The 15,332-nt window shown below is 58.5% G+C and carries 13 protein-coding genes; 11 read left to right on the plus strand and 2 right to left on the minus strand.

All coding sequences use genetic code 11. The features are described 5' to 3' along the window. The first annotated feature begins 39 nt into the window (after positions 1-39). Genes FBY01_RS23980 through FBY01_RS23990 form a run of 3 tightly spaced genes read left to right on the plus strand, consistent with a single transcriptional unit; the run spans position 40 to position 2,192 of the window. Positions 40-1,443, plus strand: coding sequence for a sodium-dependent transporter (locus FBY01_RS23980; protein WP_010463541.1), 1,404 nt, complete (start codon positions 40-42; stop codon positions 1,441-1,443). Positions 1,444-1,450: 7 nt separating this feature from the next. Next, complete coding sequence (locus FBY01_RS23985) at positions 1,451-1,885, plus strand: type II toxin-antitoxin system RatA family toxin (RefSeq protein WP_010463538.1); 435 nt, start codon at positions 1,451-1,453, stop codon at positions 1,883-1,885. Beyond that, positions 1,878-2,192, plus strand: coding sequence for an RnfH family protein (locus tag FBY01_RS23990; protein WP_102593595.1), 315 nt, complete (start codon positions 1,878-1,880; stop codon positions 2,190-2,192). The genes FBY01_RS23985 and FBY01_RS23990 overlap by 8 nt, the downstream gene beginning before the upstream one ends. A 61-nt stretch (positions 2,193-2,253) precedes the next feature. Here FBY01_RS23990 and FBY01_RS23995 read toward each other — a convergent pair whose 3' ends face one another. Then, positions 2,254-2,781 (minus strand): outer membrane protein assembly factor BamE, encoded by a 528-nt coding sequence (locus FBY01_RS23995; protein ID WP_010463534.1) that lies wholly within the window; start codon positions 2,779-2,781, stop codon positions 2,254-2,256. Between the two features lie 97 nt (positions 2,782-2,878). Here FBY01_RS23995 and fur point away from each other — a divergent pair, with 97 nt between their 5' ends. Continuing rightward, complete coding sequence (gene fur / locus FBY01_RS24000; protein WP_003197684.1) at positions 2,879-3,283, plus strand: ferric iron uptake transcriptional regulator; 405 nt, start codon at positions 2,879-2,881, stop codon at positions 3,281-3,283. Between the two features lie 75 nt (positions 3,284-3,358). Here fur and recN read toward each other — a convergent pair whose 3' ends face one another. Further along, a complete protein-coding gene (gene recN / locus FBY01_RS24005; protein WP_145309772.1) occupies positions 3,359-5,032 on the minus strand; it encodes a DNA repair protein RecN in 1,674 nt (557 codons plus the stop codon). A 239-nt stretch (positions 5,033-5,271) separates the two neighbouring features. On the opposite strand from recN, the gene grpE reads away from it, so the two are divergent. The 7 genes from grpE to greA all read left to right on the plus strand — a co-directional run bounded on the left by grpE (position 5,272) and on the right by greA (position 15,304). After that, positions 5,272-5,838, plus strand: coding sequence for a nucleotide exchange factor GrpE (grpE, locus tag FBY01_RS24010; RefSeq protein WP_077747384.1), 567 nt, complete (start codon positions 5,272-5,274; stop codon positions 5,836-5,838). Positions 5,839-5,941: 103 nt separating this feature from the next. Next, complete coding sequence (gene dnaK / locus FBY01_RS24015; protein WP_077747385.1) at positions 5,942-7,858, plus strand: molecular chaperone DnaK; 1,917 nt, start codon at positions 5,942-5,944, stop codon at positions 7,856-7,858. 297 nt (positions 7,859-8,155) lie between these two features. Then, a complete protein-coding gene (dnaJ, locus tag FBY01_RS24020; protein ID WP_010463516.1) occupies positions 8,156-9,280 on the plus strand; it encodes a molecular chaperone DnaJ in 1,125 nt (374 codons plus the stop codon). A gap of 10 nt (positions 9,281-9,290) precedes the next feature. After that, on the plus strand, positions 9,291-10,094 hold the full coding sequence (gene dapB, locus FBY01_RS24025) for a 4-hydroxy-tetrahydrodipicolinate reductase (protein WP_010463514.1): 804 nt from the start codon (positions 9,291-9,293) through the stop codon (positions 10,092-10,094). A 258-nt stretch (positions 10,095-10,352) separates the two neighbouring features. Then, positions 10,353-11,489: a glutamine-hydrolyzing carbamoyl-phosphate synthase small subunit gene (gene carA, locus FBY01_RS24030; protein WP_010463512.1), complete on the plus strand. Its 1,137-nt coding sequence runs from the start codon at positions 10,353-10,355 to the stop codon at positions 11,487-11,489. 120 nt (positions 11,490-11,609) lie between these two features. Continuing rightward, a complete protein-coding gene (gene carB / locus FBY01_RS24035) occupies positions 11,610-14,831 on the plus strand; it encodes a carbamoyl-phosphate synthase large subunit (RefSeq protein WP_010463509.1) in 3,222 nt (1,073 codons plus the stop codon). Then, positions 14,828-15,304 carry a transcription elongation factor GreA gene (gene greA / locus FBY01_RS24040; protein WP_010463507.1) on the plus strand — a complete coding sequence of 159 codons (477 nt, stop codon included), beginning with the start codon at positions 14,828-14,830 and terminating at the stop codon, positions 15,302-15,304. The genes carB and greA overlap by 4 nt, the downstream gene beginning before the upstream one ends. Positions 15,305-15,332: the final 28 nt, after the last annotated feature.

A 15,332-nucleotide genomic window follows, 5' to 3' on the forward strand; every position in this document is an offset into this window, starting at 1 on the left:
CAATGCGGCCTCTTTTTTGAACGCTTGGGCGTGATAACGATGTCGACAGACAAGGTTTCTGTCCACGGCAGTTGGGCTAGCCGCTGGGTCTTCATACTCGCCGCGACCGGTTCGGCCGTGGGCCTGGGTAGTATCTGGAAATTCCCGTACATGGTCGGCGTCTACGGCGGCGGCGCCTTCGTGCTGATGTTCCTGGCCTGTATCGCGCTGATCGGCGTGCCGGTCATGCTGGCCGAAACCCTGATCGGCCGCCGCGCGCGGCAGAGCCCGGCCAACGCCTTGAAGGTGCTGGCGGTGGAAGCAGGGCATTCGGGCAAGTGGTCCTGGGGCGCATTCGCCGGGATGATCACGGCGTTGCTGATCCTGTCTTTCTATAGTGTGGTCGGCGGCTGGTCGCTGGATTACATCATCGACATGGGCCGTGGCGACTTCCAGGGAGCAACGCCCGATCAGGTCGGCGCGTACTTTGGCAATGTGATCGCCGATCCGTGGCGCCTGACACTTTGGCACACGATTTTCATGCTGCTGTCTGCCGTCGTCATCGCCAAAGGCGTGGTCGCCGGGCTTGAACGCAGCCTGCGGATCATGATGCCGCTGCTTTTCGTGATGATTCTGGTGCTGCTGGGCTACAGCATGACCACCGGGCATTTCATGGAAGGCGTGCATTTCATGTTCGACTTCCACCCTGAAAAAGTCCTCGACGGCTTGTTGCCGGCCATGGGGCACGCGTTCTTCTCCCTGAGTGTGGGCGTTGGTTCGATCATGATTTACGGCGCTTACATGCCCAAGCATTCGTCGATCTCCGGCACCGTGGTCGGCGTGGCGCTGCTCGACACCTTCGTTTCCCTGGTGGCTGGTCTGGCATTGTTTCCGATTGTGTTCGCTGCGGGCTTGAACCCGAGCGAAGGCCCGGGCCTGATGTTTGTCAGCCTGCCGTTTGCCTTCGGTAACGTAGCGTTCGGCCAGTTGATGGGCGTAGTGTTCTTCGTACTGGTCGCGGTGGCTGCCTGGAGCTCGGCGATTTCTCTGCTCGAGCCGATGGTGGCTTACCTGGTCGAGCGTACGAAAGTCAGTCGCGCCTGGGTGACTTTCTGGCTGGCGTTTATCTGCTGGTTCGTGGGGTTGGGCACGGTGTTTTCCTTCAATATCTGGAAGGAAGCCAAATTTTTCGTGAACGAAGGCGGGATGTTCCATCTCTATCAATGGGGTGCGGCAGGTGGCCTGGACTTCTTTGGCGTGATCGATTTCTTCACGTCGCGGATCATGTTGCCACTCGGTGGTTTGTGTTTCGTGGTGTTTGCGGGCTGGGTGATGGGGCGTGAAGCGGTGCGCGACGAGTTGTCGGTCCGCAACCCTGCGCTGTTCGCCCTGTCCTTGTTCTTGATGCGCTATGTGGCGCCCATCGGCATTCTCGTAGTGTTTGCCGCACAGCTGTGGAAGTGACGCTGACATGACGACACACATTCAACGTTCGGCTCTGCTGCCTTACCCGGCGCAAGCGCTGTATGACCTGGTCAACGACGTGGCGCGTTACCCGGAATTTCTGCCGTGGTGTTCCACCGCTGAAGTGCTGGAAAGCACTCCCGAGCACATGCGTGCCAGTGTGGGCGTGGCCAAGGGTGGGTTGAGTCAGCATTTTGTTACCAGAAACACTTTAGTGCCCGGCCATTCAATCGAGATGAACCTCGAGGAAGGACCTTTCACCCAGTTGCATGGCATTTGGGTGTTCAAGCCGTTGGGCGAAAAGGCCTGCAAGATCAGTCTGGACCTGTCCTTCGATTACGCCGGGCCGATTGTTCGCGCAACCTTGGGGCCGCTGTTCAATCAGGCCGCAAACACGTTGGTGGACGCGTTTTGCCAGCGCGCCAAACAAATGCATGGTTGAGTCGAAGGTTGACGTCGAGGTGGTCTACGCCGCAGTTGATCGTCAGGTGCTTCTCGCAGTGTCGGTGCCAGCAGGAACGACGGTGCGCGCGGCTTTGCTGGCGTCAGGCGTTGGCGAGACCTTCGCGGAGCTGGATCTGACCCATTGCCCGGTGGGGATTTTCGGTAAAGTAATTACTGATGCGGACACTCGTCCTGTCCAGGCGGGTGATCGCATCGAGATTTACCGGCCATTGCTGGCAGATCCGAAAGAGGTTCGTCGGCTGCGTGCCGCCAAGGCTGCTGAGGCCAAGGCCCGGAATCAGTAAGCCGCCCAAGCGCCAGACAATAAAAAACCCGGACATGCCGGGTTTTTTATTGCGTCGCAAATTATTGCGGCGAGGTTTCCAGCGGTTCTGGCGTCGGGACCGGAACGGTTTCTACACCGTCTACGTCCTTCTGGATCTGGTCCAGCAACGAGCCTGGCTTGACCGGTTTTTCCGGTTTCGGCTTCTCGGCGTTTTCTGCTGGTGCAGTGACTGTTGTGCCACTGTCCTTGCCGAGAATGGCTTCGTCGCGGCTCACGCCTGGCATGAAATCACCAGAGAGGCTGACAAGTTGGTCATTTGGGTTGAAGATAACGCTAATGCGTTCCTGTTGGCGTTCACCGCCACCCGGTTGCAGGCTGTACAGATAATCCCAGCGATCGGCATGGAACGTGTCGGTCAGCAGAGGGTTGCCCATGATAAACCGTACTTGCTTACGGGTCATTCCCGGGCGTAACTGGTTTATCATGTCCTGCGTGACGACATTGCCCTGCTGGATGTCGATTTTGTAAACCCCGGGGAATGAACAACCGGCGAGTGCGAGCAGTCCCACAAAGGTGAAACTGGTTAGCAAGAGCTTGGTGTTTTGCATCGGTGGGCGACTTCCACTATCTTGGCTGGGACAACGTAAACGCCGATCATACCCGCATTAAGAGAAGCTGCGAAGCAGCATCGCGAGAAAGCTGACCATGGTTGAAAATAGCGAACTACGCAAAGCCGGCCTCAAAGTGACCCTTCCACGGGTCAAAATTCTGCAAATGCTCGATTCCGCCGAGCAACGCCACATGAGTGCCGAGGATGTTTACAAGGCGCTGATGGAGGCTGGTGAGGACGTCGGTCTGGCCACGGTTTACCGTGTACTGACTCAGTTCGAGGCAGCTGGCCTTGTGGTGCGGCACAACTTCGACGGAGGCCATGCGGTCTTCGAGCTGGATGACGGCAAGCATCACGACCATATGGTCAACGTCGAAACCAGCGAAGTGATCGAATTCTTCGACGAAGAAATCGAGCGTCTGCAGAAAGCCATCGTCGATAAGTACGGCTTCGAGATGGTTGATCACAATCTGGTGCTGTACGTGCGCAAGAAAAAGTAAGCATGTCGCGCGAATTTTACATTCGCGAAACGAGCGAAGGCGACCCAAGGGTCGCCTTCGTGCTTTCTGCCGTCCTTAAATTTTTGCGGTGACGACCATTTTTTTCGCGTGAGCCAGGGATTCCTTGGTCAGATCGATGCCACCCAGCATCCGCGCTACTTCTTCGACGCGATCATTCTTGCTCAGTTTGGAAACAGCCGTGTGGGTCGCCTCTTCGCCGCGCACCTTGTGCACGAATAGATGTTGATGGCCCTGGGCGGCCACTTGCGGCAAGTGGGTCACTGTCAGCACCTGTCCGCGTTCACCGAGGCGACGTAGCAGTTGGCCAACGATCTCGGCGGTGGGGCCTCCGATGCCCACGTCCACCTCATCGAATACAAGTGTCGGCACTCGTGAGGTCTGCGCGGTGATCACCTGAATAGCCAGGCTGATTCGTGACAGTTCGCCACCCGAGGCCACTTTGGCCAAGGCTTTTAATGGCTGACCGGGGTTGGCGCTGACCAGCAGCTCGACCTGCTCCAGTCCATTAGGCAGCAGTTCGTCGCTGCTGTTAGGGCGTAATTCGATAGTGAAGCGCCCGCCGGGCATGCCCAGTCGCTGGATTTCCTGTTCCACGGCGCTGGCCAGGCTGTTCGAGGCTTGATGGCGCAGGTCGCTTAGTTCTCGAGCCTTCTCCTGATAATGACGGGCATAAGAAGCCAGCTCATCGCTCAGTCGCTCGATGGATTCATCGTTGGCGTTCAGGGTTTCGATTTCATCCAGCAAGCGCTGCTGCATCTCGGCGACTTCGGTCGGCTGGATGCGGTGCTTGCGCGCCATGGTGTAGATCGCATCCAGGCGTTCTTCCAGGTATTGAAGGCGTGCCGGGTCGGCGTCGAAGTTGTCGAGAAAGCGGTTGAGCTCGCCCACGGCTTCTTCGACCTGTATCTGTGCGCTGGTCAGCAGGCTGCTGGCTTCACCCAGTGCGCCGATCGAGTTATTGACGCTCGATAGACGATTGAGGCTGGCGGTCAGCGCGTTCAGGACATTCCCGGAATCACTTTCGCTGCATTGCTCGACCACTTGCCGACAGATACCCAGCAGGGTTTCTGCGTTGGTGAGGTTCTTGTGCTCCTGTTCCAGGTGTTCCAGCTCGTTTTCGCCGAGGCCTAGGTTTTCCAGCTCTTCGAGCTGATAGCTGAGCAATTGATGGCGAGCGCGCTGCTCGTCGCCGGAATTGGAGAGGCGCTCCAGCTCCTGGCGAGTCTGGCGCCAGCGTTGGGCGGCCAGATGCACCTGGCGGGCAAGATCAGTGGCGCCGGCGTATTCGTCGAGCAAGCGGCGGTGAGTGTCGGTCTTGAGCAGGGATTGGTGTTCGTGCTGGCTGTGGATATCGATCAGCAGTTCGCCGAGGGCTTTGAGGTCGCCGAGCGGGCAGGGCGTGCCGTTGATATAGCCACGAGAGCGTCCTTCGGCGGTGATGACCCGTCGCAAGATGCACGGGCCGTCGCTTTCCAGGTCGCGCTCTGCCAGCCAGGCGCTGGCTTCCGGGATGTCGACCAGGTCGAAGGTTGCAAGGATGTCGGCCTTGTCGGCGCCGGGACGGACCACGCCGCTGTCGGCACGGTCGCCCAGGGTCAGGCCGAGGGCGTCGAGCATGATCGACTTGCCGGCACCGGTTTCCCCGGTTATCACGCTCATCCCGCGATCGAGCTCGAGATCGAGATGTTCAACGATGGCGTAGTTATGTACGGACAGGTGCACCAGCATAAAGGCCGCTCCCAGGCTTTAGGTCTGGTTATTTATACAGTGTTTTATTTGCGGCTGACAATGCCCCTGAAGTGCTCGATCGCCTCGGTCTGACGAAATGCCTGGTCGTCGCGTAATCACAATGCAGCGTTTTTTGTAGGGTTAATCGCAACCCGCCCCTTGAAGCTGATTTTTGCGGCCCCATATACCGGGACAGAAGCGCGAGTTGAGCTCGCGGACGTTATTGAAAGGAGAATTCTATGGCTGACGAACAGACAGTGGATACGCAAAATCTAGACGCCGATCAGGCTGCCCCGGATTCGGGTGATGAACTGGCGGCTCGCGTACAAGTGCTCGAGGAGCAATTGGCTGGCGCTCATGATCAAGCTTTGCGTGTAGCGGCTGATCTGCAGAACGTCCGCCGTCGAGCCGAGCAGGACGTAGAAAAAGCGCACAAATTCGCCCTGGAAAAATTTGCTGGCGATTTGTTGCCGATCATCGACAGCCTGGAGCGTGGCCTGGAGTTGTCCAACCCGGATGACGAAAGCATCCGCCCAATGCGCGAAGGCATCGAGCTGACCCTGAAAATGTTCCAGGACACCCTGAAGCGTTATCAGTTGGAAGTGATCGATCCGCATGGCGAGCCGTTCAATGCCGTTCAGCACCAGGCAATGGCCATGCAGGAAAGCGCCGACGTTGAGCCGAACAGCGTGCTCAAGGTGTTCCAGAAAGGGTATCAGCTCAACGGTCGTCTGCTGCGCCCGGCCATGGTTGTGGTGAGCAAGGCCCCTGCGCCAGTTTCGCCTTCTATTGATGAGCAGGCTTGAAATTAGCCACAAGGCCCCCATTTAGAAGTCAAGCGTTTAAGTGCTACCGCAGTTAGCCACCACTGCTGCGGCAACCAAATCCAAAAGTTTCGGGAGAATAAACATGGGCAAAATTATCGGTATCGACCTGGGGACTACCAACTCCTGCGTCTCCGTGCTTGAAAACGGCGTAGCCAAAGTTATCGAAAACGCTGAAGGCGCGCGTACCACGCCGTCGATCATCGCTTACGCCAACGACGGCGAAATCCTGGTTGGCCAGTCCGCCAAGCGTCAAGCTGTGACCAATCCGCATAACACCCTGTACGCGGTGAAGCGTCTGATAGGTCGTAAGTTCGACGAAGAAGTCGTACAGAAAGACATCAAGATGGTCCCGTACAAAATCGCCAAGGCTGACAACGGCGACGCATGGGTAGAAGTGAACGGCCAGAAAATGTCGCCGCCACAGATCTCGGCTGAAATTCTGAAGAAAATGAAGAAGACCGCCGAAGACTACCTCGGCGAGCCAGTGACCGAAGCGGTCATCACCGTTCCGGCTTACTTCAACGACAGCCAGCGTCAAGCCACCAAAGACGCCGGCCGTATTGCTGGCCTGGACGTAAAACGTATCATCAACGAACCAACCGCGGCCGCTCTGGCCTACGGTATGGACAAGGCGAAGGGCGATCACACCGTGATCGTTTACGACTTGGGCGGCGGTACCTTCGACGTTTCCGTGATCGAAATCGCTGAAGTCGATGGCGAGCACCAGTTCGAAGTATTGGCCACCAACGGTGACACTTTCCTGGGCGGTGAAGACTTTGACATTCGTCTGATCGACTACCTCGTCGACGAATTCAAGAAAGAAAGCGGCATGAACCTCAAAGGTGACCCGCTGGCCATGCAGCGCCTGAAAGAAGCCGCTGAAAAAGCCAAGATCGAACTGTCCTCGAGCATGTCGACTGATGTGAACCTGCCGTACATCACTGCAGACGCCACCGGCCCTAAGCACTTGAACGTGAAAATCTCCCGCGCCAAGCTCGAAGCGCTGGTAGAAGACCTGGTTCAGCGCACCATCGAACCTTGCCGCATCGCGCTGAAAGACTCCGGTATCGACGTTGGCGCCATCAACGACGTGATCCTGGTGGGCGGTCAGACCCGTATGCCACTGGTTCAGAAGTTGGTGACCGAGTTCTTCGGTAAAGAAGCACGTAAAGACGTGAACCCGGACGAAGCCGTTGCCATGGGTGCTGCTATCCAGGGTGCCGTACTGGCCGGTGACGTGAAAGACGTTCTGCTGCTCGACGTCAGCCCGCTGACCCTGGGTATCGAAACCATGGGTGGCGTGATGACCGCGCTGATCGAGAAAAACACCACGATTCCTACCAAGAAATCGCAAGTGTTCTCGACTGCCGACGACAACCAGGGCGCCGTGACCATTCACGTGCTGCAAGGTGAGCGTAAGCAAGCGGCACAGAACAAGTCCCTGGGCAAGTTCGACCTGGCCGAGATTCCACCAGCACCACGTGGCGTGCCACAAATTGAAGTGACCTTCGACATCGACGCCAACGGTATCCTGCACGTAGGCGCCAAAGACAAGGCCACCGGCAAGACTCAGTCGATCGTGATCAAGGCCAACTCCGGTCTGTCCGAGGAAGAGATTCAGCAGATGATTCGCGATGCTGAAGCCAACGCCGAAGAAGACAGCAAGTTCGAAGCGCTGGCCGCAGCCCGCAACCAGGGCGATGCACTGGTTCACTCGACTCGCAAAATGGTCGCTGACGCCGGCGATAAAGTGACGGCTGAAGAGAAGACTGCAATCGAAGCCGCTGTTGTTGCTCTGGAAGCCGCTGTCAAAGGCGACGACAAGGCTGCAATCGAAGCCAAGGTTGAAGAGTTGTCCAAAGTCTCCGCTCCAGTGGCGCAGAAGATGTACGCCGAACAGGCCCAGCCTGCCGAAGGCGCGGCACCTAACGACGAAAAAGCCGAAAAAGCCGACGACGTTGTTGATGCCGAGTTCGAAGAAGTCAAAGACCACAAGTAAGTTGTTGGTCGCCCGGTTGACTGCCTTCTGGCGGTGACTGGTAGGATGTCGCCGCGCGGGAGCTTGCTCCCGCGTTGGCGTGTCTGGAGTTAGCGAATTTTTACAGCATGCGACAACGCTCGAATGCTGGCGGTATGGCCGGGAATGCTCCTGCTTCTCGAGCTGAAAGTACCGCATTGAATCAAAGACCAGGATCGTTGAATTGACGTGAGTTGGGTCCGGGCCTGTATTGGGGCTCAACGAGTTTGGCGAGGCTCAGGAGGGGTTTGCCGGACGTCCTTAAGAGTGCAAAGACTTATGGCAAAGCGTGACTATTACGAAATATTGGGTGTTGAGCGTGGGTCAAGCGAAGCAGACCTGAAAAAGGCCTACCGTCGCCTGGCGATGAAGCATCACCCGGACCGTAATCCCGATGACAAAGCGTCGGAAGAGATGTTCAAGGAGGCCAACGAGGCCTACGAAGTACTGTCCGATTCCAGCAAACGCGCGGCCTACGACCAGTACGGTCATGCCGGCGTCGACCCGAGCATGGGTGGCGGCGGTGCCGGATTTGGCGGTCAGAACTTCTCCGACATCTTTGGTGATGTCTTCAGTGACTTCTTCGGTGGTGGTCGCGGCGGTGCCCGTGGCGGCGCTCAGCGCGGCAGCGACTTGCGTTACACCCTGGAGCTGAACCTGGAAGAAGCGGTGCGCGGCACGACCGTGAATATCCGCGTTCCGACACTGGTCAACTGCAAGCCCTGCGATGGTTCGGGTGCCAAGAAAGGCTCCTCGCCAGTGACCTGCCCGACATGCGGCGGTATTGGCCAGGTGCGCATGCAGCAGGGCTTCTTCTCGGTGCAGCAGACCTGCCCGCGTTGCCATGGCCAGGGCAAGATCATTTCCGACCCGTGCAACTCCTGCAACGGCGAAGGCCGCGTCGAAGAGTACAAAACCCTCTCGGTGAAAGTACCGGCCGGTGTGGATACCGGTGATCGCATTCGTCTGTCCGGCGAAGGCGAGGCGGGTGCGCAGGGTGGACCGACGGGCGATCTGTACGTGGTGATCAATGTGCGCGAGCACGCGATCTTCCAGCGCGACGGCAAGCACCTGTTCTGCGAAGTGCCGATCAGTTTTGTTGATGCTGCACTGGGCGGCGAGCTGGAGATTCCGACCCTTGATGGTCGAGTCAAACTGAAAATCCCTGAAGGGACCCAGACCGGCAAGCAGTTCCGTGTTCGCGGCAAAGGCGTTGCGCCTGTGCGTGGCGGTGGAGCCGGTGACTTGATGTGCCGTGTGGCGGTCGAAACTCCGGTCAACCTGGGTCGTCGTCAGCGCGAATTGCTGGAAGAGTTCCGCAGCTCGCTGGCGGATGACAACAGCCATTCGCCGAAAACCACCGGTTGGTTCGAAGGCGTGAAGCGCTTCTTCGGCGATTTGTAAGGAGACAGGCATGCGACGTATTGCAGTGATGGGCGCCGCCGGGCGCATGGGCAAAACCCTGATCGAGGCCGTGCAGCAACAGCAGGGCGCGGGTCTGACGGCGGCCATTGATCGTCCGGACAGCTCGCTGGTCGGCGCAGATGCCGGCGAACTGGCTGCGCTGGGTCGTATCGGAGTGCCGCTGTCGGGTGATCTGGATCGCGTGGTCGACGAGTTCGACGTGCTGATCGACTTCACGCACCCGACGGTGACGCTGAAGAACCTCGCGTTCTGCCGCAAGCATCACAAGGCGATGATCATCGGTACCACCGGTTTCAGCGTTGAGGAGAAGCAGTTGCTGGCGGAAGCGGGCAAGGACATTCCGATTGTCTTCGCGGCCAACTTCAGCGTCGGCGTTAATCTTTGCCTGAAGCTGCTCGACACCGCTGCCCGGGTGTTGGGTGATGATGTCGATATCGAAATCACTGAAGCCCATCATCGGCATAAAGTCGATGCGCCGTCCGGTACTGCCGTGCGCATGGGTGAAGTGATTGCCGATGCGCTGGGGCGTGATCTGAAGAAGGTGGCGGTTTACGGTCGTGAAGGCCAGACCGGCGCCCGCGCTCGCGAAACCATCGGCTTTGCCACGGTGCGTGCCGGTGACATCGTCGGTGATCACACCGTGCTGTTCGCCGCTGATGGTGAGCGTGTCGAGATCACGCATAAGGCGTCCAGTCGCATGACCTTTGCCAAGGGTGCGGTACGTGCCGCCTTGTGGCTGGATGGGCGCGAGCCGGGTCTTTATGACATGCAAGACGTGCTCGACCTGCGTTAAGAAGTGCCTGAAATCGGGTTCAAACACGGCGTTTGAGCCCGGTTTTACTCCGCCAAGCGACGTCCTGTCGCATTCTCCGGCCTTTAAGGCTCATTGGCGGTAGACCGAAAATGCCTTTTTCTGTAAGCTACAGCTTTAGTGTGTTCACTAAAAGCGCGCAGAATAATTCAGTGAATGAGCGGGGTGACGTGTCCATACGTCACTCCGCTTTTTTACACCTGCGATCGCCCTTTCAGGCTTTATTTACGGGAGGTCTTCTTGACTAAGCCAGCCATACTCGCCCTTGCTGATGGCAGCATTTTTCGCGGCGAAGCAATTGGAGCCGACGGTCAAACCGTTGGTGAGGTGGTATTCAACACCGCCATGACCGGCTATCAGGAAATCCTTACCGATCCTTCCTACGCCCAACAGATCGTTACCCTGACTTACCCGCACATCGGCAACACCGGCACAACGCCGGAAGACGCCGAGTCCGACCGCGTATGGTCCGCTGGCCTGGTCATCCGTGACCTGCCACTGGTTGCGAGCAACTGGCGTAACACGATGTCCCTGTCCGACTACCTGAAAGCCAACAACGTAGTGGCAATCGCCGGTATCGATACTCGCCGCCTGACACGCATTTTGCGTGAAAAAGGTGCGCAGAACGGCTGCATCATGGCAGGTGACAACATCTCCGAAGAAGCCGCCATCGCCGCCGCCCAGGGTTTCCCTGGCCTCAAAGGCATGGACCTGGCGAAAGTCGTCAGCACCAAAGAGCAATACGAGTGGCGCTCGACTGTCTGGGATCTGAAAACCGACAGCCACGCGACCATCGAAGCCTCCGAGCTGCCCTACCACGTGGTTGCCTACGACTACGGCGTCAAGCTGAACATCCTGCGCATGCTGGTCGAGCGCGGTTGCCGCGTGACCGTGGTGCCGGCTCAGACTCCAGCCGCTGACGTTCTGGCGATGAAGCCGGACGGCGTGTTCCTGTCCAACGGCCCTGGAGACCCGGAGCCTTGCGACTACGCGATCCAGGCGATCAAGGACGTGCTCGAAACCGAGATTCCGGTCTTCGGCATCTGCCTCGGTCACCAGCTGCTGGCCCTGGCCTCCGGTGCCAAGACCCTGAAAATGGGCCACGGCCACCACGGTGCCAACCACCCGGTCCAGGATCTGGATACCGGTGTAGTGATGATCACCAGCCAGAACCACGGTTTTGCGGTAGACGAAGCGACCCTGCCGGCCAACGTCCGCGCGATTCACAAATCGCTGTTCGACGGCACCCTTCAAGGCATCGAGCGTACCGACAAAAGCGCCTTCAGCTTCCAGGGTCACCCTGAAGCCAGCCCTGGCCCGAACGACGTAGCGCCATTGTTCGATCGCTTCATCAACGAAATGGCCAAGCGACGCTAATCGCTCGCCTTGATGTTGCAAAGCTTGAGGGGCGGTCCCGAACATCGGCGGCCCCCTCAAGGCTTCACAGATTGAACAAGACGGCTTGCCGACTGACCTGCGGATTTGAGTGACAAACCCATGCCAAAACGTACAGACATTAAAAGCATCCTGATTCTCGGCGCTGGCCCGATCGTGATCGGCCAGGCCTGCGAATTCGACTACTCCGGCGCCCAGGCCTGCAAAGCCCTGCGCGAGGAGGGCTACCGCGTCATCCTGGTGAACTCCAACCCAGCGACCATCATGACCGACCCGGATATGGCTGACGCCACCTACATCGAGCCGATCAAATGGCAGACCGTTGCCAAGATCATCGAGAAAGAGCGTCCGGACGCGTTGCTGCCGACCATGGGTGGCCAGACTGCTCTGAACTGCGCCCTGGACCTGGAGCGCGAAGGCGTTCTGGAGAAGTTCGGCGTAGAGATGATCGGTGCCAACGCTGACACCATCGACAAGGCCGAAGACCGTTCGCGCTTCGACAAGGCGATGAAATCCATCGGCCTGGACTGCCCGCGTTCGGGTATCGCCCACAGCATGGAAGAGGCCAACGCAGTGCTCGAGAAGCTTGGCTTCCCGTGCATCATCCGTCCGTCCTTCACCATGGGCGGCACCGGTGGCGGTATCGCTTACAACCGCGAAGAGTTCGAAGAAATCTGCGCCCGCGGTCTCGACCTGTCGCCGACCAAGGAACTGCTGATCGATGAATCCCTGATCGGCTGGAAAGAGTATGAGATGGAGGTTGTCCGCGATAAGAAGGACAACTGCATCATCGTCTGCTCCATCGAAAACTTTGACCCGATGGGCGTGCACACCGGTGATTCGATCACCGTTGCTCCGGCACAAACCCTGACGGACAAGGAATACCAGATCATGCGTAACGCCTCTCTGGCGGTACTGCGCGAGATCGGCGTGGAAACCGGCGGCTCCAACGTCCAGTTCGGCATCTGCCCGGACACTGGCCGCATGGTAGTCATCGAGATGAACCCGCGTGTATCCCGCTCTTCGGCACTGGCCTCGAAAGCCACTGGTTTCCCGATTGCGCGTATCGCTGCCAAGCTGGCGATCGGCTACACCCTGGACGAGCTGCAGAACGAAATCACCGGCGGCGCTACTCCTGCATCCTTCGAGCCGTCCATTGACTACGTCGTGACCAAGTTGCCACGCTTCGCCTTCGAGAAATTCCCGAAAGCCGACGCGCGCCTGACCACTCAAATGAAGTCGGTCGGTGAAGTCATGGCGATCGGCCGGACCTTCCAGGAATCCCTGCAGAAAGCTTTGCGCGGTCTGGAAGTGGGCGTTTGCGGCCTGGACGAGAAGCTCGACCTGAGCAATCCGGAAAGCATGAGCATCCTCAAGCGCGAACTGACCGTGCCGGGTGCCGAGCGTATCTGGTACGTGGCTGACGCGTTCCGCGCCGGTCTGTCGGTCGAAGACATCTTCGGCATGAACATGATCGACCCGTGGTTCCTGGTGCAGATCGAAGACCTGATCAAGGACGAAGAGAAGGTCAAGACCCTGGGTCTGGCTAGCATCGACCGCGACTTGATGTTCAAGCTCAAGCGCAAAGGCTTCTCCGACATGCGTCTGGCCAAGCTGCTGGGCGTGACCGAGAAGGCGCTGCGTCGCCACCGTCACAAGCTGGAAATCTTCCCGGTCTACAAGCGCGTTGACACCTGCGCGGCCGAGTTCGCCACCGACACCGCGTACATGTACTCGACTTACGAGGAAGAGTGCGAAGCCGCACCGACGGGCCGCGACAAGATCATGATCCTGGGCGGCGGTCCTAACCGCATCGGCCAAGGCATCGAGTTCGACTACTGCTGCGTACACGCGGCACTTGCCCTGCGCGCCGACGGTTACGAGACCATCATGGTCAATTGCAACCCGGAAACCGTTTCGACCGATTACGACACCTCCGATCGCCTGTACTTCGAGCCGGTGACCCTGGAAGACGTGCTGGAAATCTGCCGCGTCGAGAAGCCAAAAGGCGTGATCGTCCAGTACGGCGGCCAAACCCCGCTGAAACTGGCTCGCGCCCTGGAAGAAGCTGGCGTGCCAATCATCGGCACCAGCCCTGACGCCATCGACCGTGCCGAAGACCGTGAGCGTTTCCAGCAAATGGTTGAGCGCCTGAACCTGCGTCAGCCGCCAAACGCCACCGTGCGTAGCGAAGACGAAGCGATTCGTGCTGCCGCCAAGATCGGTTACCCGCTGGTGGTTCGTCCGTCCTATGTTTTGGGCGGTCGTGCGATGGAAATCGTCTACGAAGAAGAAGAACTCAAGCGCTACCTGCGCGATGCGGTGAAGGTGTCCAACGACAGCCCGGTGCTGCTCGACCACTTCCTCAACTGCGCCATCGAAATGGACGTGGATGCGGTCTGCGACGGCACCGACGTGGTGATCGGCGCGATCATGCAGCACATCGAGCAGGCCGGCGTTCACTCCGGTGACTCGGCGTGCTCCCTGCCGCCGTACTCGCTGCCTGCGCACATCCAGGACGAGATGCGCGAACAGGTCAAGAAAATGGCCCTGGAACTGGGCGTTGTCGGCCTGATGAACGTGCAGTTGGCGCTGCAAGGCGAAGACATCTACGTCATCGAAGTCAACCCGCGCGCTTCCCGTACCGTACCGTTCGTGTCCAAGTGCATCGGTGTTTCCCTGGCCATGATCGCGGCACGCGTGATGGCCGGTAAAACCCTGAAAGAAATCGGCTTCACCAAAGAAATCATCCCGAACTTCTACAGCGTGAAAGAGGCGGTGTTCCCATTCGCCAAATTCCCTGGTGTGGACCCGATCCTGGGCCCAGAGATGAAGTCCACCGGTGAAGTGATGGGCGTGGGTGACACCTTCGGCGAAGCGTTCGCCAAGGCACAGATGGGCGCCAGCGAAGTGCTGCCGACCGGCGGCACCGCGTTCATCAGCGTGCGTGACGACGATAAGCCACTGGTTGCAGGCGTGGCCCGTGATCTGATCAACTTGGGCTTCGAAGTGGTAGCCACTGCCGGTACTGCCAAGCTGATCGAAGCCGCAGGCCTGAAAGTGCGCCGTGTGAACAAGGTGACCGAAGGTCGTCCGCACGTGGTCGACATGATCAAGAATGACGAAGTCACCCTGATCATCAACACCACCGAAGGTCGTCAGTCGATTGCTGATTCGTACTCCATTCGTCGTAATGCCCTGCAGCACAAGATCTACTGCACCACGACTATTGCTGCTGGCGAAGCCATCTGCGAAGCGCTCAAGTTCGGTCCCGAGAAGACCGTACGCCGCTTGCAGGATCTACACGCAGGATTGAAGGCATGATCAAGTACCCTATGACCGTCCAGGGCGCGAAAGCCCTGGAAGAAGAACACGCTCACCTGACCAAGGTCGTCCGTCCGAAGCTCAGCCAGGACATCGGCACGGCCCGCGAGTTGGGTGACTTGAAGGAAAACGCCGAATACCACGCTGCCCGTGAGCAGCAAGGGATGGTCGAGGCGCGGATTCGTGACATCGAGGGCCGGATTCAGAATCAGGTGATCATCGACGTCACGACCATTCCTCACACCGGCAAAGTGATTTTCGGTACCACCGTTGAAATCGCCAACGTCGAGACTGATGAAAGCGTCACTTACCACATTGTGGGTGAGGATGAGGCTGACTTTAAACTCGGCAAGATTTCGGTGGGCTCACCACTGGCCCGCGCCTTGATTGCCAAGGAAGAGGGTGACGTGGTTGCCGTGAAAACGCCTGGCGGCGTTATCGAGTACGAGATTGTCGAAGTACGCCACATCTAAACGCAGGCGCCCGCTCCGTGCGGGCTCC

This window comes from Pseudomonas sp. SJZ077 (assembly GCF_007993905.1).
Lineage (GTDB): Bacteria > Pseudomonadota > Gammaproteobacteria > Pseudomonadales > Pseudomonadaceae > Aquipseudomonas > Aquipseudomonas mandelii.

What these genes read in the sequence shown, in the direction of transcription:
- FBY01_RS23980 (WP_010463541.1), top strand. Translation starts at nt 40, where the DNA reads ATGTCGACAGACAAGGTTTCTGTCCACGGCAGTTGGGCTAGCCGCTGG.
- FBY01_RS23985 (WP_010463538.1), top strand. Translation starts at nt 1,451, where the DNA reads ATGACGACACACATTCAACGTTCGGCTCTGCTGCCTTACCCGGCGCAA.
- FBY01_RS23990 (WP_102593595.1), top strand. Translation starts at nt 1,878, where the DNA reads ATGGTTGAGTCGAAGGTTGACGTCGAGGTGGTCTACGCCGCAGTTGAT.
- FBY01_RS23995 (WP_010463534.1), bottom strand. Translation starts at nt 2,781, where the DNA reads ATGCAAAACACCAAGCTCTTGCTAACCAGTTTCACCTTTGTGGGACTG.
- fur (WP_003197684.1), top strand. Translation starts at nt 2,879, where the DNA reads ATGGTTGAAAATAGCGAACTACGCAAAGCCGGCCTCAAAGTGACCCTT.
- recN (WP_145309772.1), bottom strand. Translation starts at nt 5,032, where the DNA reads ATGCTGGTGCACCTGTCCGTACATAACTACGCCATCGTTGAACATCTC.
- grpE (WP_077747384.1), top strand. Translation starts at nt 5,272, where the DNA reads ATGGCTGACGAACAGACAGTGGATACGCAAAATCTAGACGCCGATCAG.
- dnaK (WP_077747385.1), top strand. Translation starts at nt 5,942, where the DNA reads ATGGGCAAAATTATCGGTATCGACCTGGGGACTACCAACTCCTGCGTC.
- dnaJ (WP_010463516.1), top strand. Translation starts at nt 8,156, where the DNA reads ATGGCAAAGCGTGACTATTACGAAATATTGGGTGTTGAGCGTGGGTCA.
- dapB (WP_010463514.1), top strand. Translation starts at nt 9,291, where the DNA reads ATGCGACGTATTGCAGTGATGGGCGCCGCCGGGCGCATGGGCAAAACC.
- carB (WP_010463509.1), top strand. Translation starts at nt 11,610, where the DNA reads ATGCCAAAACGTACAGACATTAAAAGCATCCTGATTCTCGGCGCTGGC.
- greA (WP_010463507.1), top strand. Translation starts at nt 14,828, where the DNA reads ATGATCAAGTACCCTATGACCGTCCAGGGCGCGAAAGCCCTGGAAGAA.